Origin of the sequence: Lactobacillus jensenii DSM 20557 (genome assembly GCF_001436455.1) — a bacterium.
Taxonomy (GTDB): Bacteria; Bacillota; Bacilli; order Lactobacillales; family Lactobacillaceae; genus Lactobacillus; species Lactobacillus jensenii.
This window is the reverse complement of record NZ_AYYU01000001.1, coordinates 29,932-50,076: the sequence shown is the minus strand read 5'-3', so window position 1 is coordinate 50,076 and position 20,145 is coordinate 29,932. Positions and strand designations below refer to the sequence as shown.

Annotated in this window: 24 protein-coding genes and 1 other annotated feature; of the genes, 1 reads left to right on the top strand and 23 read right to left on the bottom strand. The window is 35.5% G+C overall.

The features are described 5' to 3' along the window. Nucleotides 1–3: 3 nt before the first annotated feature. Entirely contained in the window at nt 4–618 is a 615-nt protein-coding gene (gene gmk, locus FC45_RS00280) for a guanylate kinase (protein WP_006584917.1), read from the bottom strand. Between the two features lie 210 nt (nt 619–828). On the opposite strand from gmk, the gene FC45_RS00275 reads away from it, so the two are divergent. After that, entirely contained in the window at nt 829–1,134 is a 306-nt protein-coding gene (locus tag FC45_RS00275; RefSeq protein WP_006584918.1) for a hypothetical protein, read from the top strand. A gap of 54 nt (nt 1,135–1,188) precedes the next feature. Here FC45_RS00275 and recN read toward each other — a convergent pair whose 3' ends face one another. The 22 genes from recN to FC45_RS00165 form a co-directional block, all read right to left on the bottom strand. Beyond that, on the bottom strand, nt 1,189–2,874 hold the full coding sequence (gene recN, locus FC45_RS00270; protein WP_006584919.1) for a DNA repair protein RecN: 1,686 nt from the start codon (nt 2,872–2,874) through the stop codon (nt 1,189–1,191). Between the two features lie 13 nt (nt 2,875–2,887). After that, entirely contained in the window at nt 2,888–3,700 is an 813-nt protein-coding gene (locus tag FC45_RS00265; protein ID WP_006584920.1) for a TlyA family RNA methyltransferase, read from the bottom strand. Then, nucleotides 3,700–4,566 carry a polyprenyl synthetase family protein gene (locus tag FC45_RS00260; RefSeq protein WP_006587918.1) on the bottom strand — a complete coding sequence of 289 codons (867 nt, stop codon included), beginning with the start codon at nt 4,564–4,566 and terminating at the stop codon, nt 3,700–3,702. The genes FC45_RS00265 and FC45_RS00260 overlap by 1 nt, the downstream gene beginning before the upstream one ends. 1 nt (nt 4,567) lies before the next feature. Continuing rightward, on the bottom strand, nt 4,568–4,810 hold the full coding sequence (locus FC45_RS00255; protein ID WP_006584921.1) for an exodeoxyribonuclease VII small subunit: 243 nt from the start codon (nt 4,808–4,810) through the stop codon (nt 4,568–4,570). Further along, entirely contained in the window at nt 4,800–6,161 is a 1,362-nt protein-coding gene (gene xseA, locus FC45_RS00250; RefSeq protein WP_006587919.1) for an exodeoxyribonuclease VII large subunit, read from the bottom strand. The genes FC45_RS00255 and xseA overlap by 11 nt, the downstream gene beginning before the upstream one ends. Then, the gene (locus FC45_RS00245; protein ID WP_006584922.1) at nt 6,148–6,999 is read right to left on the bottom strand and encodes a bifunctional methylenetetrahydrofolate dehydrogenase/methenyltetrahydrofolate cyclohydrolase; all 852 of its coding nucleotides are present in this window, start codon (nt 6,997–6,999) and stop codon (nt 6,148–6,150) included. Before FC45_RS00245 ends, xseA begins: the two co-directional genes overlap by 14 nt. A gap of 46 nt (nt 7,000–7,045) precedes the next feature. Beyond that, a complete protein-coding gene (gene nusB / locus FC45_RS00240; protein ID WP_006584923.1) occupies nt 7,046–7,447 on the bottom strand; it encodes a transcription antitermination factor NusB in 402 nt (133 codons plus the stop codon). Further along, a complete protein-coding gene (locus FC45_RS00235) occupies nt 7,447–7,893 on the bottom strand; it encodes an Asp23/Gls24 family envelope stress response protein (RefSeq protein WP_006584924.1) in 447 nt (148 codons plus the stop codon). Before FC45_RS00235 ends, nusB begins: the two co-directional genes overlap by 1 nt. 24 nt (nt 7,894–7,917) lie before the next feature. Continuing rightward, nucleotides 7,918–8,487 carry an elongation factor P gene (gene efp, locus FC45_RS00230; RefSeq protein ID WP_006584925.1) on the bottom strand — a complete coding sequence of 190 codons (570 nt, stop codon included), beginning with the start codon at nt 8,485–8,487 and terminating at the stop codon, nt 7,918–7,920. Between the two features lie 68 nt (nt 8,488–8,555). After that, nucleotides 8,556–9,662: an aminopeptidase P family protein gene (locus FC45_RS00225; RefSeq protein ID WP_006584926.1), complete on the bottom strand. Its 1,107-nt coding sequence runs from the start codon at nt 9,660–9,662 to the stop codon at nt 8,556–8,558. Between the two features lie 64 nt (nt 9,663–9,726). After that, nucleotides 9,727–10,026, bottom strand: a complete 300-nt coding sequence (gene rpmA, locus FC45_RS00220) for a 50S ribosomal protein L27 (protein WP_006584927.1) — start codon at nt 10,024–10,026, stop codon at nt 9,727–9,729. Nucleotides 10,027–10,044: 18 nt separating this feature from the next. Next, on the bottom strand, nt 10,045–10,356 hold the full coding sequence (rplU, locus tag FC45_RS00215; protein WP_006584928.1) for a 50S ribosomal protein L21: 312 nt from the start codon (nt 10,354–10,356) through the stop codon (nt 10,045–10,047). Nucleotides 10,357–10,371: 15 nt separating this feature from the next. Next, nucleotides 10,372–10,448, bottom strand: a sequence feature (ribosomal protein L21 leader region). An 86-nt stretch (nt 10,449–10,534) separates the two neighbouring features. Then, on the bottom strand, nt 10,535–11,110 hold the full coding sequence (locus FC45_RS00210) for a VIT1/CCC1 transporter family protein (RefSeq protein WP_006587920.1): 576 nt from the start codon (nt 11,108–11,110) through the stop codon (nt 10,535–10,537). Between the two features lie 99 nt (nt 11,111–11,209). Further along, nucleotides 11,210–12,613: a Fe-S cluster assembly protein SufB gene (gene sufB / locus FC45_RS00205; RefSeq protein WP_006584929.1), complete on the bottom strand. Its 1,404-nt coding sequence runs from the start codon at nt 12,611–12,613 to the stop codon at nt 11,210–11,212. Further along, nucleotides 12,613–13,056: a Fe-S cluster assembly sulfur transfer protein SufU gene (gene sufU / locus FC45_RS00200; RefSeq protein ID WP_006584930.1), complete on the bottom strand. Its 444-nt coding sequence runs from the start codon at nt 13,054–13,056 to the stop codon at nt 12,613–12,615. Before sufU ends, sufB begins: the two co-directional genes overlap by 1 nt. Beyond that, nucleotides 13,053–14,258: a SufS family cysteine desulfurase gene (locus FC45_RS00195; protein ID WP_006587921.1), complete on the bottom strand. Its 1,206-nt coding sequence runs from the start codon at nt 14,256–14,258 to the stop codon at nt 13,053–13,055. The genes sufU and FC45_RS00195 overlap by 4 nt, the downstream gene beginning before the upstream one ends. Next, nucleotides 14,233–15,462, bottom strand: a complete 1,230-nt coding sequence (gene sufD, locus FC45_RS00190; RefSeq protein WP_006584931.1) for a Fe-S cluster assembly protein SufD — start codon at nt 15,460–15,462, stop codon at nt 14,233–14,235. The genes FC45_RS00195 and sufD overlap by 26 nt, the downstream gene beginning before the upstream one ends. A gap of 11 nt (nt 15,463–15,473) precedes the next feature. Then, the gene (gene sufC / locus FC45_RS00185; RefSeq protein ID WP_006584932.1) at nt 15,474–16,265 is read right to left on the bottom strand and encodes a Fe-S cluster assembly ATPase SufC; all 792 of its coding nucleotides are present in this window, start codon (nt 16,263–16,265) and stop codon (nt 15,474–15,476) included. 137 nt (nt 16,266–16,402) lie between these two features. Continuing rightward, nucleotides 16,403–16,726 carry a hypothetical protein gene (locus FC45_RS00180; protein WP_006587922.1) on the bottom strand — a complete coding sequence of 108 codons (324 nt, stop codon included), beginning with the start codon at nt 16,724–16,726 and terminating at the stop codon, nt 16,403–16,405. A 136-nt stretch (nt 16,727–16,862) separates the two neighbouring features. Continuing rightward, the gene (locus FC45_RS00175; RefSeq protein ID WP_006587923.1) at nt 16,863–17,081 is read right to left on the bottom strand and encodes a hypothetical protein; all 219 of its coding nucleotides are present in this window, start codon (nt 17,079–17,081) and stop codon (nt 16,863–16,865) included. Beyond that, nucleotides 17,074–18,591, bottom strand: a complete 1,518-nt coding sequence (locus FC45_RS00170) for an ADP-ribosyltransferase (protein ID WP_006584935.1) — start codon at nt 18,589–18,591, stop codon at nt 17,074–17,076. Before FC45_RS00170 ends, FC45_RS00175 begins: the two co-directional genes overlap by 8 nt. Next, nucleotides 18,578–19,945, bottom strand: coding sequence for a phage portal protein (locus FC45_RS00165; RefSeq protein WP_180753775.1), 1,368 nt, complete (start codon nt 19,943–19,945; stop codon nt 18,578–18,580). Before FC45_RS00165 ends, FC45_RS00170 begins: the two co-directional genes overlap by 14 nt. Nucleotides 19,946–20,145 lie beyond the last annotated feature (200 nt).

The following is a 20,145-nucleotide window of genomic DNA, read 5'->3' as shown; positions in this document are numbered from 1 at the left end:
ATATTAGTCCTCCTCAACCATTTTCCGATATGAATCAATTACGCGCTTAACACTAACATGTTCTGCCTCAACAATTGCCTTAATGTGACTAACTGCATTTGCGACAGTATCATTAACTACTGCATAATCATAATCAGACATCATCATAATTTCATTACGCGCTTGCTTCATCCGATTTTGAATTACAGTTTCTGAATCTGTTCCTCGATGAACTAAGCGATGCTTTAATTCGTGCAAATCCGGTGGCGTTAAAAAGATAAAAACACCATCTGGCATTTGCTGACGAACTTTTTGTGCACCATTAACATCAATCTCAAGCAAAACATCCTTACCTTCGCTCAACATCTTTTTTACTGGAGCTAACGGTGTACCGTAGTAATTGCCTACATATTGATTATATTCAATAAGCTCACCTTGGTTAATAGCTTCTTTGAAACGATCAACACTTACAAAGTAATAATCTTTTCCATCTACTTCACCAGGTCGAGGTTTTCTAGTAGTCATTGAAACTGAATATTCAAATGGAAAAGCCTTAGTTTCAACAATTGCGCTTTTTACTGTACCTTTACCAACACCAGAAGGTCCTGATAGAACCAATAATAAACCTTTACTTGCCATGATTGCTCCTAAAAATCATTAATAATTCTATATTGCACTAAACTAGCAGATTTTTCAAGTTTCACTACTTTTTTCTCATAATTAAATTCCAATTTTTCCAAACATATTTTCGAATTTTGCTTGCATTTTAAACGCTTGTTCGTATAATTTAATCAAACAGCTGTTCGAGATTGATTTAGGATTTAAAAGTGCGTTTAGGAGATTGAGAGTATGAAGAATTTACAGCTTATTGGAAAAAACTTAGTAACTAAAACTTTTAACTTGTTTGAAGATATTTTTGCTTATGATCAAGATCAACTTTCTATTGTTGGACAAAAACAACATTACATTTTAACTAACCTTAGCTATGCTTTATTACATCGCAGTTATATTTTACTTACACTTAAAGATAATACCAATATTATTGGGAAAATTATTAAGGTCGGCCCTAATAATAAAATTATCATAAAAAATATTGATACCGATGCAATTAATATCGTCAATATTCCTGATATTTTTCGAACAGATATTGCGTAATAAAACAAAAAGCTGAAAAGTTTCGCATAATAGCGTTACTTCTCAGCTTTTTATTTACTTTTCATGACTTCTTTTAATTAAATCTGCAGCATTTTGTTCTGCAGCTGATGTTATATTAATTCCGGCCATCATTTGTGCAATGGCTTTTACACTATCTTGATCACTAAGCATATGAACCTGAGTGTAAGTATTGCCATCTTCAACATGCTTTTCAATTTTATAACGCCAATCACTACTTGCCGCTACTTGAACAGAGTGCGTAATTGCAATAACTTGCTTTTGCTGTCCAATTGAATGCATTTTCTTTCCGATGGCTGCTGACACTCGACCAGAAACCCCAGTATCAATTTCATCAAAGACCATTGTTCCAACAGGTTCAACCTTTGAAAAAATAGTTTTTAAGGCCAAAATCAAACGGGATTGTTCACCACCAGAAACAATTTTGACAAGTGGCATCAACTCTTCACCAGGGTTAGGAGCTATGTAAAATGCCACTTCATCAGTTCCTAGTTCATTAAAAGTTTTTGATTGAACAAATCTGATAGAAAATCTAGCTTTTTCCATAAATAAATCTGCTAATTCAGACTTAATTTCTTGTTCAAGTTGTGAGCTAGTTTTTTCTCTTAATTGATGAAGCTTTTGAGCTGATACAGACATTTTATCTTCTAGTTGGCCTATTTCCTTTTGAAGTTTATCTTCATCTAGACCACCCATTTCAAATTGACTAAGCTCTTTTGAAATCTTTTGATAAAAATCAAATACATCTGATAAATCTGGGCCATACTTCTTTTTTAAGTTATTCAAGGTATCTAGTCGATTAGTAACATATTGGAATCTTTCTTCATCAAAATCTAAATTATCCATTATATTACCTAATTCACTTCGACTATCTGATAATGAATATACCCCATCTGATAATGACTGGGCCATATTCTTAAAATCAGATCCATATTCGGCTAGCTCATCTGCAGCATTTTGTGCATTACCTAATAAAGTTGTTAGCCCTTGCTCATCATCATCAAATAACTGCACTAAATAATTAGCAGTTTCTGCGATTTTTTGATAATTATTGAGTTTTGCATATTCTTGTTCTAGCTTTTCATCTTCGTCAATATCTGTTAAATCAGCAGAATCAAGTTCATCTTTTTGAAATTGAAGGATATCATGCCGTTGAGCTAATTCCTGAGCACCTTTTTGTAAATGCTTTAATTTATTTGTTAATTCTATCCATTTTTTAAAAAGTGTCTGATAATTCTCAAGCTCAACTTTAAAATCTTGACCTGCGTATTCATCGACTAAGTCAATTTGCCTATCTTGATTCATTAATATTTGTTGATCACTTTGTCCATGGATATCAACTAAATATTGTCCTATTTGTGCTAAAACTGTAATTGTCGTTAATTGACCATTAATTCTGATTACATTTCGCCCTTTATTTGATAATTCTCTACTGATAATCAGATCATCACCATCTAAAGGTAATCCATATTCATCACATAAATTCTCAACAATTTGTTTTTGAGTTTCATTAAGTGTAAAAAGACCCGTTACAATTGCCTTTTTTTCACCTGAACGAATCATTTCACTTTGGGCACGATGACCCAAAAGTAGAGAGAGTGCATCAATTAAAATTGATTTCCCTGCCCCAGTTTCACCAATCAAGACAGTCATGTTCTTCTTGAATTTGATTTTCAGATTTTTAATAATTGCAAAATTCTGAATGTCTAATTCAACTAACATTGTTCTTTCTCCTTTAAAGCTGATTTACAGCAGCATCAATTACAGATTTAATATCGCCATCCCATAGTAGCTGACTAGGATCTGCAAGATTTTTACGAAGATGAATTAAAAACTCAATATTACCTTTTCCGCCTTTAATAGGAGAATAATCAATTCCCAAGACATCAAAACCGATTTCTAATGCCTTTTCAATGGTATGTTTGATAACTGCTTCATGTACACTGTGATCGCGAACAATACCATTTTTCCCTACATGCTCAGGTCCAGCTTCAAATTGTGGTTTAATTAAACAAACAGCATCACACTGATCTTTTAGTATTTCAAACATAGGTGGCATGATTAAATCTAATGAAATAAAAGAAACATCAGTCATTGCAAAATCAGGTAAACCATCTGTAAAATCTGCTGATTTAGAATATCTAAAGTTTTGTCTTTCCATCACAACTACTCTTGAATCATCTCTGAGCTGCCAAGCCAGTTGATTATAGCCTACATCAAGAGCGTAAACTTTTTTGGCCCCATTTTGCAATGCAACATCAGTAAATCCACCAGTTGATGCACCAATGTCTAAACATAATTTGTCAGTTAAATCAATGTCAAAAACTTTTAGTGCCTTTTCTAATTTAAAGCCACCTCTAGATACATATTTTTGACCATCATCTTTAATATAAAAATGTTCATCTTCTGGGAATTTTTCCCCAGCCTTATCAATTCTTTGATGTAAATGATCTGTAACTAAACCCGCCATAATTGCTCTTTGTGCTTGAGAACGGGAATGAAAGAGTCCTTGTTTAAATAAAATTACATCTGCACGTTCTTTAGCCATTACAACACCTTTTTATATAGGTCTAAGAATCCTAACAATACTTCACTATTTAATCCATCTAAATTAGATTTTGCTGCCGAAATCAATTCTTTTAATTCTTCTCGACTTTGATCAATCCCTAGCAAAGTTAAAGTATTATTTTTACCTTCTTCTTCGTCCTTATGAGTTGCTTTGCCAGCTTCTTGGCTAGTCTGAATAACATCAACTAAATCATCATAAATTTGATAAGCTCGCCCAAAATTAGCACTAAAATCAACTAAGTTCTTACGCAAAAGATCATTTGCATTAGCATAAATTGTTGCAAGTTCAACACTAGCTTTAATAAGGCAACCAGTTTTAAGCCATTCCATTCGATTAATAAAATTATTATCTTCTTTAACAGCTTCATTATTAGTTGAATCAATATCTAAATATTGTCCGCCAGCCATGCCATTGGGGCCAATTGCATTTGCCATTACAGCCACCATTTCAGCATTTTTAGCACTAGCAATCCATTCAAGCCCCATAGGTAATAATGCGTCACCTGCCAAAATTGCCTCCGCTTCGCCCCATTTTTTATGACTAGTAAGCATTCCACGTCGATAATCATCATTATCCATCGCTGGTAAGTCATCATGAATTAGGGAATACGTATGAATTAATTCAATTCCACAAGCAACTCGTATTTCTTTTTCATTAATTTCTTTTCCTAGAGAAATTAATGTTGCCAAAAAAAGTAATGGTCGAAGTCTTTTACCACCTGCCATAACTGAGTAAGCCATAATTTGGCTAAACTTCTTATCTTCAATTTCACTAGCTAAATGTTGTTCAAGGTAATGATCAATAATTGGTTGGTATTTTTTATAAAAGTTGGTAAATTCTGTCATTTTATTCCTCTGGTGCAGCTGCATTTTGTGGATCTAATTCATGTTCAGAGCCGTCTTTATCAATTAATTTAGCAACTGTTTCTTCTGCTGCTGTTAACTTTTTCTCTAAATCTCGGCTAATTTTCACTCCAGCTTGAAATTGTTCCAAAGCTTCATCCAATGGAACATTACCATTTTCAAGATTATTAACTATTTTCTCAAGATCTGCTAATTGTTCTTCAAAATTATTTTTTTTACTTGGCATTTTCATTATCCTCTACTTCTAAAATCTTAGCTTCAGCATTACCATCTGCAAAATGTAAATTTAAGACCTCATCCTTGGCTATATTTTTAACTGACATAACCGTCTCTCCAGCTTGGTTACTTGTATATATATATCCCCGACCTAACACTTTAAGAGGACTGATATCTTCAAGGGTTTGGACTTGTTGTTGAAAAAGAGTTCTTTTATCTTTCAAAAAAGTTTTCATTGCACTGAATAATCGCTGATTTAAATAATCATTACTTTGTTTAGTTCGTTCAAGCAATCTTTTGGGACTTTGCGCTAATAACTTTTGCTCACTAATTTTTAAATTTTGACGATTATTCTGCAAAATAACTTTGATAATCTGCATCAGTCTTCCGGCTAGTTGATCGACACTTTGTGCTTGTTGATCATAAAGACGCATTGGTTCACGCATAATAGGAGAGTTTTGAATTCTTTGAAGTGCCTGTTTACGTTCCCGAATGCATGATTGCATACTTGTTAAGAGTCTGCTTTGCAACTGATGCAATCCTGCTAATTCATCGCTCAAATTAGGTGTTGCATACTCTGCTGCTGCTGTCGGAGTAGCTGCTCGAGCGTCAGCAACTAAATCACACAAGGTCGTATCAGTTTCATGGCCTACCGAACTAATGACAGGCATAGGCATACTATACACGGAACGAACCACTTCTTCTTCATTAAATGGCCATAAATCTTCCAGTGATCCTCCGCCTCGTCCAATAATCATTACATCATATTCATCAGCACGCTCTTTGATTTGCTCCATAGCATTTACCAAACTTGCAGCTGCTGTTTCACCTTGAACTTGAGCAGGGAACAGATCTATTTCAGCGTGCGGAAAGCGCCGGTTAGCGGTTACCATAATATCATGGATAACAGCACCTGATGCGCTAGTTACAACAGCAATCTTATCTGGAAATCTTGGTAATCTTTTCTTATGTTCGGCAGCAAAAAGCCCTTCTTTAGATAACTTTTCTTGCAATTGACGCAATCTTTCATACAGCTCACCCAAACCAGCTGGCTCCATCGTTTGAGCATAAAATTGATATGAGCCTTGTGGTGGATAAACGCCAATATAACCACTTACATAGACTTTCATACCCTCTTCTGGTTTAAATTTTAACTTTTCAAAGGCTGATCGAAACATTACTACATTAATTTTGGCTTTTTCATCTTTTAATGAAAAATATTGATGGGAATTTCTACGATAGCGAAAATTAGATAATTCACCTTTTAAAAATACTTGATGCAAATATGGATCGTTTTTAAATTTTAAATTGATGTAATAATTTAAATCAGAAACAGATAAATATTTATCATGACTTTCCATTTTGTCTCCTTGTCAAGGCAACAACTTGTTGCATTAAACTCTCAACAGTCAATGGGCCAACCCCACCTGGAACTGGAGTAATATAACTTGCTTTCTTTTTAACATTTTCGAAATCAACATCTCCAACCAAATGACCGTCGATTCGATTTATACCGACGTCAATTACAACTGCTCCTTCTTTTACCATATCTTCGGTGACAAGCTTTGCCTTTCCAACAGCAGCCACTAAAATGTCAGCTTGCTTTGTTAATTCCACTAAATTCTTAGTATGTGAATGTGCTAACGTTACGGTAGCATTTCTTTCAAGCAATAATGCAGCTAATGGCTTACCAACAATATTGCTTCTACCAATGATAACAGCCTTTTTACCATCAATTGAAATCTTATAATGATCTAATAAATCAATAATGCCACAGGCTGTAGCAGGTTTAACAAAATGTGTTCCTTGCCATAGACGACCCACATTAGTTGCAGTTAAGGCATCGACATCTTTTTCTGGATTAATTGCTTCAATTAAATGATCTGAATTAATTTGACTTGGTACAGGAAGTTGAACCATTACACCATTAATTTGGGGATCTTTATTCAATTTTTGGATTAGGGTCAAAGCTTCTTCTTCAGTAGTTTCTGCAGGTAATTGAAAAATTTCTTGATCAATTCCTAATTTCTCAGCACGTCTTTTTTTCGCTCTGACATATACTTTGCTCGCTGGATCATCACCAATATTAATTACACAAAAGTGTGGCTTAATTCCGCTAGCAGTCATTACCTTAACTTTTTCTTTAATTTCTTCAGATAAAACGTTAGCTAATGCCTTACCATCTAGTATTTCTCCCATCAACTACATCTCCTTAACAAAAAATGCCGGCAAAAGCCGGCATTAATTACTTGCTTGGCATAAAATTTGCCAAAATTCCGTTGATAAATGATTTAGATTTTGGATCATCAAATTCTTCACACAAAATTAAAGCTTCATTTACAGCTGCTGGAGCTGAAATTGCATCACTTTGACTAATTTCGAAGATTGCGACTTCCATGATTGCTACAGAAATTCGATTTACCCGTTCTAAACGCCAGCCCTTTTTAAGATACTTGCTAATATCAGCTTCAATCTCAGGTCTCTTAGCTAAAACACCAGCAATAATTTCATGAGCATAAGCAGGGATTTCTTTTAAATCTAAACTTTTAGCAACTTTTGTTTCCACCTGTTCAATAGTCAGATCTGGTTCGCCATTAGCGAGAAAAATTGCTTGCATTGCAATTCTACGACTATCGTGTTGCGACATTATTCCCCATCCTTTTCTGACTCAGGAAATAATTCCTTCTTGTCTTCTTCTACTTTAGTAACATGTGCTTTTTCATCTGGGAAAATAAGGCCAACTACATGTACATTAACCGTAGTTAAGGTTAGATCCGTCATTTGAGAAAGTTGCCCAGCCAACTTTTCTTGGATTTTGGCAGCAACCTTAGGAACATTAACACCTGCATCAAAGTAGGCATAGACATCAGCTACTATCTTGTGATCTTGATTAACTGAAACAGCTACACCTTTACCACGATCTTGGCGTCCTAAGACCCAGTTCAACCCAGACTTTAAACTACCACGCATCGCAGCAACACCATCAACTTTTTCAGCAGCGATTGCTAAAATCACTTCCAAAACGCTTAAATCAATCTTGATTTCGTCACCAGCTTGATTACTGGTCAAAAGAATTGTTGAACTATCAGCCATTTTTCTTACCTCGTAATATTAATACTACTTATTAGCACGTGATACATAACTACCATCAGCAGTGTTAATAGTTAAAATATCACCAGCATTAATAAAGAATGGAACATTTACTACTAAACCAGTTTCCATTGTAGCTGGCTTACCACCACCGGAAGAAGTATCACCACGAATACCTGGTTCTGTTTCAGCAACTTCAAGGTCAACAGTATTTGGTAAATCAATTCCCAAAGTTTCGCTACCATGCATGATAACATTAACTTCCATGTTTTCCTTTAAAAACTTAGATTCACGATCAACTTCAGCATTTGGAATTTCAAGTTGTTCGTAAGTGTTCATATCCATAAATACATAACTTGAGCCATCGTTGTATAAGTATTGCATTGGCTTAGTTTGGATATCAGCTGTGTTAACTTTTTCAGTTGAGCGGAAAGTGTAGTCTTGAACTGCGCCTGTTCTTAAACTCTTTAATTTTGAACGAACAAAAGCACTACCCTTACCAGGCTTAACATGTTGGAATTCGATAATTCTCCATAAATCATTATTATGTTCAATGGTTAATCCGTTTTTGAACTCATTAACTGAGATCATTGTCATAAGTAATCCCTCATTTCTACTTAAATATCTTACCAATTATAGGTAAAGATTTCCATACTCTTACTAATTTATAAGTGAATTAGTTCATCTTTTTTAAACGATGACATAGTTTCTGGACTTTCTCCATTAACTAAAATATCATCTTCAATTCTAACACCGCCTTTTTCAGGAAGATATATTCCCGGTTCAACAGTGATAGCCATATTATTAACTAATTTTTGCTTTTTGAAAGGTAAGGCTGGCATACACAATTCATGGATTTCTAAACCAATTCCATGGCCTATCCCATGACCAAAATATTTACCATATCCTTGCTCTGAGATATAATCTCTGGCCGCCTTATCTACATCTGACCCAGTATTACCAACTACTGCAGCTTCAATTCCTCTTCTTTGAGCCTCATGAACAATCTTATATATTTTCTCTAATTCAACATCTACATTACCAACTGCAACAGTTCTAGTAATATCAGCAGTATAGCCATCATAAAAGCTACCAAAATCACAGACTACTAAATCTCCTTGTTCAATTACCTTATCACTGGCAACACCATGAGCCCAACTAGAACGCACACCTGAAGCAATAATTGTTTCAAATGAAGGCCCATCACCACCATTAAGTTTAAATAGATAATCTAGCTTTGCAGCGATGTCTCTTTCAACTGCTCCAGGTTTAATCATCGGTAAAATTTCTTTAAAGCTTTCTAGTGAAATGGAAATAGCCTTTTGTAGAGCTTGTAACTCCAACTCATCTTTAACATTTCTAACTTGTTCAACAAGTTCTTCTACAAGGACAAATTGACAATCTGGATTAGCCTCTTCAAGTTCAGAAAACTCAGTTGCTGAAATAAATTCACCTTCAACAATTAGTTTCTTTACTGCTAGCTTTTTTAAAACTCGACTAATTTCATTTACTTCGCTAGTTTGCTTCATAATTGCGGTCAATTCTCCACTTGCTTGAGCCTTGATTTGACCGGCAAATCTAGAATCTGATAATAAATAGCGATCACCACTATTTGTCAAAATTAATTGAGCTTCTTCACCTGTAAAATTTGTTAAATAACGATAGTTAGCTTGATTAAAAATTAAGAAGGCATCTGCATTATATTGCTTCATTAATTCAAGAACTTTGTTAATCCTTGCTTGTGTCAATGTCAAAAGTAAAGAGTCAGTCATAAGCTATACCTCAAATATTAAAAAAGACCGAAGACATTATGCCTTCAGTCTGCAAAAAATAGTCTTATTTTGCTTCTTCAACTGGGTAAACAGAAACTTGCTTTCTAGTTTTACCAAGACGTTCAAACTTAACAACACCATTTACTAAAGCAAATAAAGTGTCGTCACCACCGATACCAACGTTCTTACCTGGGTGGATCTTAGTACCACGTTGACGGTAGATAATTGAACCAGCGTTTACTGCTTGACCGTCAGCACGCTTTGCGCCAAGACGACGACCAGCTGAGTTACGACCATTGGCAGTTGAACCACCACCCTTGTGGTGGGCAAATAAGTTCATAGTTGAAAAGTTATTCATCATCATAATATTATTCACCTCTTATTAAGCTTCAATGCTTTCGATAGTTACCTTAGTGTAAGGTTGACGGTGACCATATTTACTGTGTGAGTGCTTCTTAGGCTTGTACTTGAAAGTTACAACCTTCTTTTCCTTACCTTGCTTTTCAACAGTAGCCACAACTTTTGCATCTTCAACTAATGGAGTACCAACTTTAACGTCTTTACCATCAGAAACAAGAATTACTTGATCAAAAGTTACCTTTTCGCCAGCTTCAACATCAAGCTTTTCTACAAAAACACTGTCGCCCTTAGCAACCTTGTATTGCTTACCACCGGTCTTAATTACTGCGTACATTTGTACACCTCCATAAAAAATACTTAGACTCGCCAAGCCAGGTGCCTTCACATGAAAGACTTGTGACCTAGCATGTGCGGTTGCAGATGTGAGGTTTCACAAATACAACTACTTTAGTTTACTACCCTGACACTTGTTTTACAAGGAAAAACTCTATTATTTAACTAACAAAATTATTTTATACAGCACTTCCCAAGGTAAAAGTTATGACGCCTGTTAAAACACCAGTAAAAATATTTCTAAAAATTGCTTTTTTGACAGATGCTTCACTATTAAGAGTACTAATAAATGCATTAAGCGCTAAAGATATTATCATTGCAAAAAGCGTTATTGGAATTCGTAAATTCATTGGTGATAAAGTCATGGCGCATAGGGGGATAATGGCTCCAGCAATAAAAGAACAAAAAGAACTTAAAGCCGCACTAATAGGAGTTAAGCCATCTGTTTTTTTCAGTTTTAAATCCTCATCAATAGTCTGTTTTTCTAACTTCTTCATCAAGATATCTCTTTGGGTAGAAACAGACATCCATTCTCCACCTGCCATTGAGCAAGCTCCGGCTAGCATTCCTGAAAGACCCGCAATTAATAGGGTCTTACTGTCTAAATTAGCACCACTTGCTCCCAATACAATTCCTGAAACTGAGATAATACCATCATTAGCACCTAAAATTCCTGCTCTAATGATATTTAGTTTATCCCAAAAACATTGTGATTTTATTTTTATAAAGCGACTAAATGTAAAAGCTCTTTTCAAAGTTTATTCTCCTAAAATTGGTCTATCAATCAAACAAATATCTAAATAATTTATTTTAGACATTATCATGTGGAAATCATGTGTAAACGGCTTTTTTTATTATCCAATACCGCCAGACATGTTGAGCTGTATGAGTCGGTTAAGTTCTACTGCATATTCCATTGGTAATTCTTTCGTAAACGGCTCAACAAAGCCCATGACAATCATTTCTGTTGCCTTTTCTTCACTAATTCCACGACTCATTAAATAATAAAGCTGCTCTTCGGAAATCTTCGAAACTTTCGCCTCGTGCTCCATTGATACATTTGAATTCAAGACTTCATTGAATGGAATAGTATCACTTGAAGACTTATCATCCATAATGATTGTGTCACATTCAACATGGGCAAATGAACCATCACAATGCTCGTTAAAACGAATATGGCCACGGTAATCGGCAATACCGCCATCTTTACATAGGGACTTGGAAACAGTACTTGAATAAGTATTTTTAGCGTTATGAACCATCGTAGCACCAGTATCAGAATCAATATTTTTACCGGCAAAGGCAATGGATAACATATTTCCATGGGCACCTTGTCCATTTAAGTAGATACTTGGGTACTTCATCGTTACCTTTGAACCCAAGTTACCATCGACCCATTCCATAGTTGCATTTTCTAAAGCCTGAGCTCTTTTAGTCTCTAAACTATAGACATTGTTCGACCAGTTTTGAATCGTAGTGTAGCGACAATATGCATCTTTTAAGACATTCACTTCAACAACTGCAGCGTGAAGTGAATCAGCTGAATAATTTGGAGCAGTACAACCTTCAACATAGTTCACGTGTGCGCCTTCATCAACAATAATTAAAGTTCTTTCAAATTGCCCAGAATTTCCCGCATTAATTCTGAAATAACTTTGAATTGGTGTTGGACAACTAACGCCTTTAGGTACATAAATAAAAGTACCACCCGACCAAACTGCTGTGTTTAAAGCAGCTAACTTATTGTCACTAGCTGGAACTAACTTTCCAAAATATTTCTTAACTAAATCAGGATGCTTTTGTACTGCTGTATCAGTATCCATGAAGATAATTCCCATATCTTCAAATTGCTTGCGCATATTGTGATAAACAACTTCTGATTCATATTGGGCACTGGAACCAGCTAAATATTTTCGTTCAGCTTGGGGCACACCTAATTTATCAAAAGTCTTTTTAATATCTTCTGGCACATCTTCCCATTTACGAGCAACAAAGTCACTGTCACGTCTGAAATAGTTAATGTGTTCATAATCAAGCTTGGTTAAGTCTGGCCCAAAAGTTGGTAAAGATAACTTTTTATAGGTTTCATAAGCAGCTAAACGAATGTCGAGCATCCACTTAGGTTCATTTTTAGCTGCTGAAATTTTTCTAACAACTTCTTCGCTTAAACCTTCACCAGTCGTATAAATCGGTTCAATATCATCCTTAAATCCATATTGATATTGACCACCTAGATTTTTTATTGCTTCATCAGTCATTATTTTTGTCCTTCATAATTTTCAATTAATTGATAAATTGCCTTCCATGCTAACGTTGCACATTTAATTCTGGCTGGAAATTCTTTTACACCTTCAAGCATGATGCAGTCACCTAGTTGATCTTTTTGAGCTTGGCTAAGTTCTTCAGTAATCAGGCTTGAAAAGAGTATTACTTCATTTTTTATTTTAGAAATTTCTTGTCCTAAAACATGATCAGTCATTAAACTAGCACTAGCTTGGCTAATCGTGCAGCCATAACCAGAAAAGGCGACATCAACTAACTTATTATCTTTAAAATAGCCATCTAAAACTAAAACATCCCCACAAGAAGGATTATGAAGTTCAACGCTTGCATTTTTCTTAGTTAATTGGCCATGGTGTCTAGGAGCTTGAGCTGCTTCAACAATGCTTTCACGGTATAAATCAGTCAAATTAAAGCTCATTTTCCAAAAAACTCCTTTATCTTTTTTAGTGAATTAGCTAAAGCATCTACATCTGAATAATCATTATAAATACTAAAACTTGCTCGCAAGCATGCTGGAATTTTCAAATAATTCATTAGTGGTTCAGCACAGTGATGCCCAGCACGTAGGCACAGGTCATCTGCATCAAGAAAGCTAGCTACATCATGGGGATGAACGCCATCTAAGTTAAACGAAATTATGCCATGGTTATGGCCGTAGATGGTAATACCATCAATTTCTTCCAGTTTATTTTTAGCATATTTACTTAAGTCCAAATCGACCTTTTCAATATTGGTAATCCCTACTTGCTTCAAATAATCAATTGCCACTCCTAAGCCAATCGCACCAGCAACATTTTGAGTTCCAGCTTCAAATTTAAGTGGAGCAGCTTTAAAGTCAGCACTTTGTTCACTAACTTCATTAATCATTTCTCCGCCATATTCAACAGGTTGCATTTTAGCTAGCAACTCTCTTTTACCAAAAAGCACCCCAATTCCCATTGGGCCAAACATTTTATGACCTGAAAAAGCATAAAAATCACAATCAAACTTTTTCATATCAAGTACTGTATGAGCAGCTGCTTGGGCGCCATCAACTACCAAATATGCACCAAAATTATGAGTTAATTCAGCAAGTTTACTTATATCAAGAATATTTCCCAAAACATTTGACATATGGTGTAAGGCAACAATTTTTGTCTTTGAATTTAACTTTACTTCAAAGTCTGCATAATCAAAGTTTAGATCAGCAGTTAAATAGACATAAACTAGCTTAGCTCCAGTTTTTTGAGCAATAATTTGCCAAGGAACCAAATTAGAATGATGTTCTTCAATCGAAATTAAAATTTCATCACCTGGCTTTAAGACTTGCTCGGCAAAACCATTAGCAATCCAGTTAAGCCCTTGAGTCGTCCCTTTGGTAAAAATCACTTCATCTGCTTCAGAATTAATAAAGCCTGCGACTTTTTTTCTTGCCTGCTCATACTCTGCCGTAGCAGCTTCTCCTAAACCATACAAAGCCCGATGAACATTGGCATTTTGAGTTTGATAATAATTAGTTAGAGCATCAATTACACATTGCGGTTTTTGACTAGTTGCTGCACTATCTAAATAAATTAAGTCAGAATTGGCCAATAGTGGAAAGTCTGCTTTATAGTTATTTTTCACTGATCTTTCTCTCAATTAAATCACTAAACACTTGTTTTAAATCAGCAGTTGGAATCTCTTCAAGTACTGGCGATAAAAAGCCGCGAATCACAACGCGTTCTGCCATCTTTTTATCAAGGCCGCGGCTCATCAAGTAATAGAGCTGTTCTGGATTTACTCGGCCAATACTTGCTGCGTGACCCGCCATAACGTCGTTATCATCAATTAGTAAGATGGGATTTGCATCCCCACGTGCACCTTGACTCAGCATTAAGATACGACTTTCTTGTTCAGCGTCACTGCCTTTTGAGCCTTTCATAATGTGACCAACTGCATTAAAAATCAAAGTTGATTTATCTAAGCTAACACCATGTTGCAAAATGTGACCAATAGTATTATTGCCATAATTTGTAACGCGGGTATTGATTCCTTGAATCTGGCTATTAGTCGAAATACCTACTGCCTTTAATTCAGCGTGACTACCATCACCAACTAAATCACTATTAAAATCACCCAAAGTTCGGCCATCATTCATCAAGGCCATGGCCCAATCAACTTTGGCATCTTTTTCTAAATAACCCCGACGATTCAAATAAGAAGTAACATTTTCCGCCAAGTTATCAATACTTGTAAAGTGAACATGACTATTTTTCTTCGCAATTACTTCACAAACAAAGTTAACTTTACTTTTTTCATTGCCTTGACTGGTAAGCTTTTCAATATATGAGAAACTACTTCCTTCATCAACGATTAATAATACATGGTGAACGTATTCAGATGCTAATGCAGCCTTTTGCAAATATTCACAAGTCAGCGGTATTTCAACTTGCACATCTTTAGGGACATAAATAAATAATCCACTTTGTAAATAAGCAACATGTTCAGCTAAAAACTCATCATCACTAGCTTTTAAGCCCTTAGTCATAAAATATTTTTGTACTAACTTAGGGTAATTTTGTAAAGCTTCATGAAAATCAGCCACAATTACCCCTTTTTTGCGATATTCATCAGGGAGGTTAATTTGAGCTAAATTTTCGCCTGCTTGCGCGACATTGGCATTAGCCGTAAAAGTCTCAGTTGAAACAAAATTCCCAGTTAAGTGTAAGTCCCAATCTTTGTATTTTAATTTTTTAAAATCAGGATATGGAGTTTTTCCAATAAGTTGACTAGCTTTTTCGCGAATTTCTTCAAACCAAGTTGGCTCCAAACGCTTTTTAGCTAAAGTTTCTACAGATTCCATTCTTCAGCCTCCTATGCGTCTTCATCAACTAATTTAATATCTAATCCTAATTCATCACGAAGTTTTGCATAGCCTTCATTTTCAAGACGTTTTGCAAGACTTGCATCCCCTGTTTTAACAATTTTTCCGCCCATCATCACATGAACAAAGTCAGGTTCAATATAGTTAAGTAAACGTTGGTAGTGGGTAATAAGCAAAGCACCAAAGTTATCGCCACGCATCAAGTTAACACCACGTGAGACAACCTTTAAAGCGTCAATGTCAAGCCCAGAGTCAATTTCATCTAAGATTGCAAAAGATGGTTTAATCATCATCATTTGCATAATTTCATTCCGCTTCTTTTCACCACCAGAAAAGCCTTGATTCAAATAGCGTCCTGCCATTTCCATAGTCATATCTAAAGTTTTCAAAGTAGATTGAAGTTCTTTCATAAATTCGCCCATAGGAACGGGATCATTCTTAGGACGACGTGCATTAACAGCTGCTTTGACAAATTCAGCATTAGTTACCCCAGGAATTTCTGCAGGATATTGCATTGCTAAAAAAAGTCCAGCCCGCGCTCTTTGATCAACTGGCCAATCTAAGATACTCTCACCATTTAATAAGATATCCCCACTATTAATGTGATATTTTGCATCCCCCATAATTGTTGAAGATAAAGTTGATTTACCGGTACCATTAGGTCCCATGATTGCATGGATTTCACCAGTACTCATTTTAAGGTTAAGACCTTTTAAAATTTGCTTTTCTTCATTGTTGTCTTGAACTGAAACATATAAATCTTTTACTTCTAAGGTTGACATTATTTTCTCCCATTCGACTAAAAAATGTGTTGTTATAAATATAAGCATACAACATATTGGGGATAATTCAAATATATATTCATAATCTTTCAATATCTTGTATATTGAAAAGCTTAACTTTATTAAAAAATTAAACCTCAAAAATTGAGTTCTTCATTCTTCTTTTTAAGTTCTTCTAATTGCTTAGCTGTTTCATCTTGCTTCTTCTCAGGGTTTTTATCCACCTGTTCTTGCTTGTACTTATCCAGCTCAGCTTGAAGTTCCTTAATACGATCATTTGCAACATGCTTTTCATGCTGTTCCTTGCCGATTCGATTCTTCAACTTTTCAAGTTCTGAGGTAAGTTTGTCATAATCCTTACCGTCATCTTGCTTTTCTGGCTTTGGTTCAGCATTACCAGCTTGTTCTGGCTTAACTTCTTGGCCATTGTTAGTTACATTTGGTTGTTCTTCGTTAGGCATATTCATTGTCCTTTCTAAACTCGCATTTACCGTCGTGGGAGACACTCAGGTTGTTCTTTAACGCCTACAACGCACGGAAAAAGGCATAAAAAAAGAACTAACGTGTTGTTAGTTCTTAGATAAATTGATAATAATATTAAGATTTACCGTGTCTTTTTTTCCAATCATCTAATGATTTAAGCAAGGCTTCTCTTGTTTTTTCATAATAATCATCAGGAACTCTTCCTGCATCATGCTTTCGCTTCCAGAAGCGGAGTGCACCTTCTACTTTCTTAGGCCAGACTTTTTCTAAGTCTTTAGTAGCAAATTCGAAATCTTCGGTGAATCGATGTGAATAATCTTCTTTATCACTCATTATTAGTTTCCTCCACAAATACAACATATTTTTTATCAATTTTATCATAGTGCCAATTAATAAACTTGAATCGTGTATTTCTAGGAAAAAGCACTTCACTTTCTTTGTCATTTGCGCCAATTGATGCATCTATATGACTTAAATCAACACCACTATGTTGCTTTTTAATTATCATATGAATCAATTCTTCGCCTTCCGCATAATGACCTTTGCTTGTTGAAATATAAGCTTTATCTTGATAATATCCTTGTTCTTTCCATGATTTAACAATTTCTTTTGCGTCTTCAATATCATACATGGACATGGATTGAGAGAAATCTCTTGAAACTGGTTTATCAGATCTATATTTTGGTAGTTTAGCCAATGCCTCGTCAAGATTATTAACTAATTTTTGTTGGTCATCACTTAATTTAACATCATTTCTAAGGCAGTCATTTAATAAATAAGATTCCGCACTCATGTACTGTTTCAATGCTGCAACTTTGTCAAAGCCTATAATCTTCTCCATTTCTTCAGATGTTAATGGACTTTGATCTGTTGTTCTGGCTTCCTCTTTATTCTCACTAACCCAGTGAGCACTAATTGCACACCTACAGTTGGGATGTGTATCTTGCGGTATATCTGGTACTTTTTCAAGTTCCCATACCCCTTTGCCCCAACCGTTATCAGTTCTAGCTATCCTATTACAAGTACTACATGCTTTGGGTTCAGCTATCCATTTAACATACTTGTAGTCTGCCTTAGTTATTGAATCTTTCTGGGCTTTATATTGAACTCTGGCAAGCTCTGTATTAATCAATCTCTGGGTTACATATCGCCAGTTATTGACTGTAGTCTGCAACAATTCTTTCAATTTCTGCCTATTAGAATTAGTTGCTCCAGTCGTTAATAACTGGTTAACTGCATATCTCAATCCCTGTTGATTAGCCCACAGCCTTTGCGACCAAGTAGCCCCTTTTACAGTTGCATTAATAACATTCCGCATATCTGGACTAGCATATAGCCTGTCAGCTGGTTCATTTAAGCCTAAGATACCTGCTTGCCGTTTAGATTCAGTTTTATATCTTTGTGCTAATCTATTACTTGCCTCATTGTAGATTTCTAGTCCAACCTTTTGAATTTCTAGGCCAACATTAGCTTTTAACAGCTCCAGCCTATTAATTCTCATTGTTGCATTATAAACACGTAATTCTTGATTTACAGCGTCAGGATAATCACTATAGCTAACCTTATTTTTTATCTTAGCTGCTTTTTCAACTATTTGTTTGGCCTTAGTTGAATATATGCTTACGTCCATTTGACTAACTTGTTGCATTGCCAAATCGATTGAAACATGATTGCGATTTGCTAAAGATGAATATTCAGCATCAATCTGCTTATTGATATTATCCAGCATTAAGTTGTAATGAGCTTCTAGCTCTTTAAGATAAGCAGAATCCTGATTAATATATTTTTGATTGGCTTCTTTTTCTAGTTCATCCCTGTTCTTCCAATAATCACTTCTCGTCATCGCTATTTACCTTCTGGAAGTCCATTGCAGCAGGGCTTAGCTGACTAACTCGCTTCATTTCCTCGTCTTTTTCTTTTTCCATACGATTAATTTCAGACTTAGGATCATCAATAAAGCTAAGTAGAGAGAGAGCTGTTTCTTTAGATACAATTCCCGAAGCATTAACTGCACTATTAACTTCATCAGCAATATTAGCTGGCATATTTCTAGTGAACTGGAATGATAAGTCTTGCCATTTATTTTTTGAACTATCAGGAAGTACAGTCCCAACACTAAAGATAATCTGATACAGGTGTCTTAATGAATGAACGAATTTCCGTTCCTTGTTTGAAGCACGATTCTTCATTGGGAGGAGCTTATACTGGAGTGCAACACCTGAACTGTTACCGCTGAAAGCCTGGTCGTTCATGTTAGGAATCATCGCAGTTTGGAATATCCATTCGGTCAGTCTATTGATAAGGTTCTCTTGCATGTTGTCGCCATCTGGCTTAGATACGAAGCCAATCTTGCCGTTAACTGCTGTATCAGCTGGAGCATAAATGAAACGATCGTTCTTCAAATCAAGCATAGGTTGTCCTGTATCTCTATCCTTTTCTAATTGAATACCGAGCATGTATAAGTAAGCATTGTCGAAGTATTCAACCTGGTTTGCCTTCTGACTAAGCGCACGGTCTAATTCGTTGATAAGGGTGATACAACCATCAAACACACCTTGTCTTTCCTCATTCTCATAGAACTCAACAGCTGGAACTAGCTTATATAAATTAGGAGTAGGCTCAGGATTAATTGCTGGTCCTACAAAGTCATAACTAGCGTCAGCATAATAGATAGTCCCTTTAGCGGTTGCGTCACTTGAATTGTCATAGTGATAGCGTACAAATGCCAATGGCTCACGATTGACTGTGTCATCATAGACCATAAAAGCATGGCTTGGACTGCAGTATGTAACTCTAGTCTGACTATCCTCATCTTGATAAACGAAAGCATAGGACTTGCCATAAATATCGGCTTGCTTGGATATTTCGTTCAGCTTGTCCACAAAACTATTCGTGTTGTTCCAGTCTTGGAGTTTTTGGTTTTCCTTATCATCATCGAGTGAAATTTTAGGTGCAATTCCTGAGAAGAAACCGTTATATGTATCTACTAAGTACTTAGGCAGATTAACCACTAGTCGGTTGTCTGCACCAGTCTGCTTAGCTGGTTGTTCAAGCACTGGGTGGTGTCCTAAGTAATAGTCCATATTAGTGCGATAATGAGGCTTGAGATGGCTATCGTTGTAATTGATAAACTCAATTAAATCATTACCAGTAAGTTCTGTGTCTTTGGGATAAATAAAAGAGCGATTACTTGAAATCGCTCCTTTGCCTCACTACTCATTGAGTCTAATCCGTATATCAAACCATCAGATGTTCAGGCAATACTGGGACACGAAACTGTAGAGATGACTCTCAATATATATACTCACGTTACCAATCAGAGCAAGAAAAAAGTTGCTCAATCGATAAATGATTTAAATATTTAAGCCAGCAATTATTGTTGGCTTTTTATTTTTAT

Coding starts and splice junctions, on each gene's coding strand:
- gmk (WP_006584917.1), bottom strand. CDS start 618: ATGGCAAGTAAAGGTTTATTATTGGTTCTATCAGGACCTTCTGGTGTT.
- FC45_RS00275 (WP_006584918.1), top strand. CDS start 829: ATGAAGAATTTACAGCTTATTGGAAAAAACTTAGTAACTAAAACTTTT.
- recN (WP_006584919.1), bottom strand. CDS start 2,874: ATGTTAGTTGAATTAGACATTCAGAATTTTGCAATTATTAAAAATCTG.
- FC45_RS00265 (WP_006584920.1), bottom strand. CDS start 3,700: ATGGCTAAAGAACGTGCAGATGTAATTTTATTTAAACAAGGACTCTTT.
- FC45_RS00260 (WP_006587918.1), bottom strand. CDS start 4,566: ATGACAGAATTTACCAACTTTTATAAAAAATACCAACCAATTATTGAT.
- FC45_RS00255 (WP_006584921.1), bottom strand. CDS start 4,810: ATGCCAAGTAAAAAAAATAATTTTGAAGAACAATTAGCAGATCTTGAG.
- xseA (WP_006587919.1), bottom strand. CDS start 6,161: ATGGAAAGTCATGATAAATATTTATCTGTTTCTGATTTAAATTATTAC.
- FC45_RS00245 (WP_006584922.1), bottom strand. CDS start 6,999: ATGGGAGAAATACTAGATGGTAAGGCATTAGCTAACGTTTTATCTGAA.
- nusB (WP_006584923.1), bottom strand. CDS start 7,447: ATGTCGCAACACGATAGTCGTAGAATTGCAATGCAAGCAATTTTTCTC.
- FC45_RS00235 (WP_006584924.1), bottom strand. CDS start 7,893: ATGGCTGATAGTTCAACAATTCTTTTGACCAGTAATCAAGCTGGTGAC.
- efp (WP_006584925.1), bottom strand. CDS start 8,487: ATGACAATGATCTCAGTTAATGAGTTCAAAAACGGATTAACCATTGAA.
- FC45_RS00225 (WP_006584926.1), bottom strand. CDS start 9,662: ATGACTGACTCTTTACTTTTGACATTGACACAAGCAAGGATTAACAAA.
- rpmA (WP_006584927.1), bottom strand. CDS start 10,026: ATGATGATGAATAACTTTTCAACTATGAACTTATTTGCCCACCACAAG.
- rplU (WP_006584928.1), bottom strand. CDS start 10,356: ATGTACGCAGTAATTAAGACCGGTGGTAAGCAATACAAGGTTGCTAAG.
- sufB (WP_006584929.1), bottom strand. CDS start 12,613: ATGACTGATGAAGCAATAAAAAATCTAGGTGGTCAATATCAATATGGA.
- sufU (WP_006584930.1), bottom strand. CDS start 13,056: ATGAGCTTTAATTTGACTGATTTATACCGTGAAAGCATTGTTGAAGCA.
- sufD (WP_006584931.1), bottom strand. CDS start 15,462: ATGGAATCTGTAGAAACTTTAGCTAAAAAGCGTTTGGAGCCAACTTGG.
- sufC (WP_006584932.1), bottom strand. CDS start 16,265: ATGTCAACCTTAGAAGTAAAAGATTTATATGTTTCAGTTCAAGACAAC.
- FC45_RS00180 (WP_006587922.1), bottom strand. CDS start 16,726: ATGCCTAACGAAGAACAACCAAATGTAACTAACAATGGCCAAGAAGTT.
- FC45_RS00175 (WP_006587923.1), bottom strand. CDS start 17,081: ATGAGTGATAAAGAAGATTATTCACATCGATTCACCGAAGATTTCGAA.
- FC45_RS00170 (WP_006584935.1), bottom strand. CDS start 18,591: ATGACGAGAAGTGATTATTGGAAGAACAGGGATGAACTAGAAAAAGAA.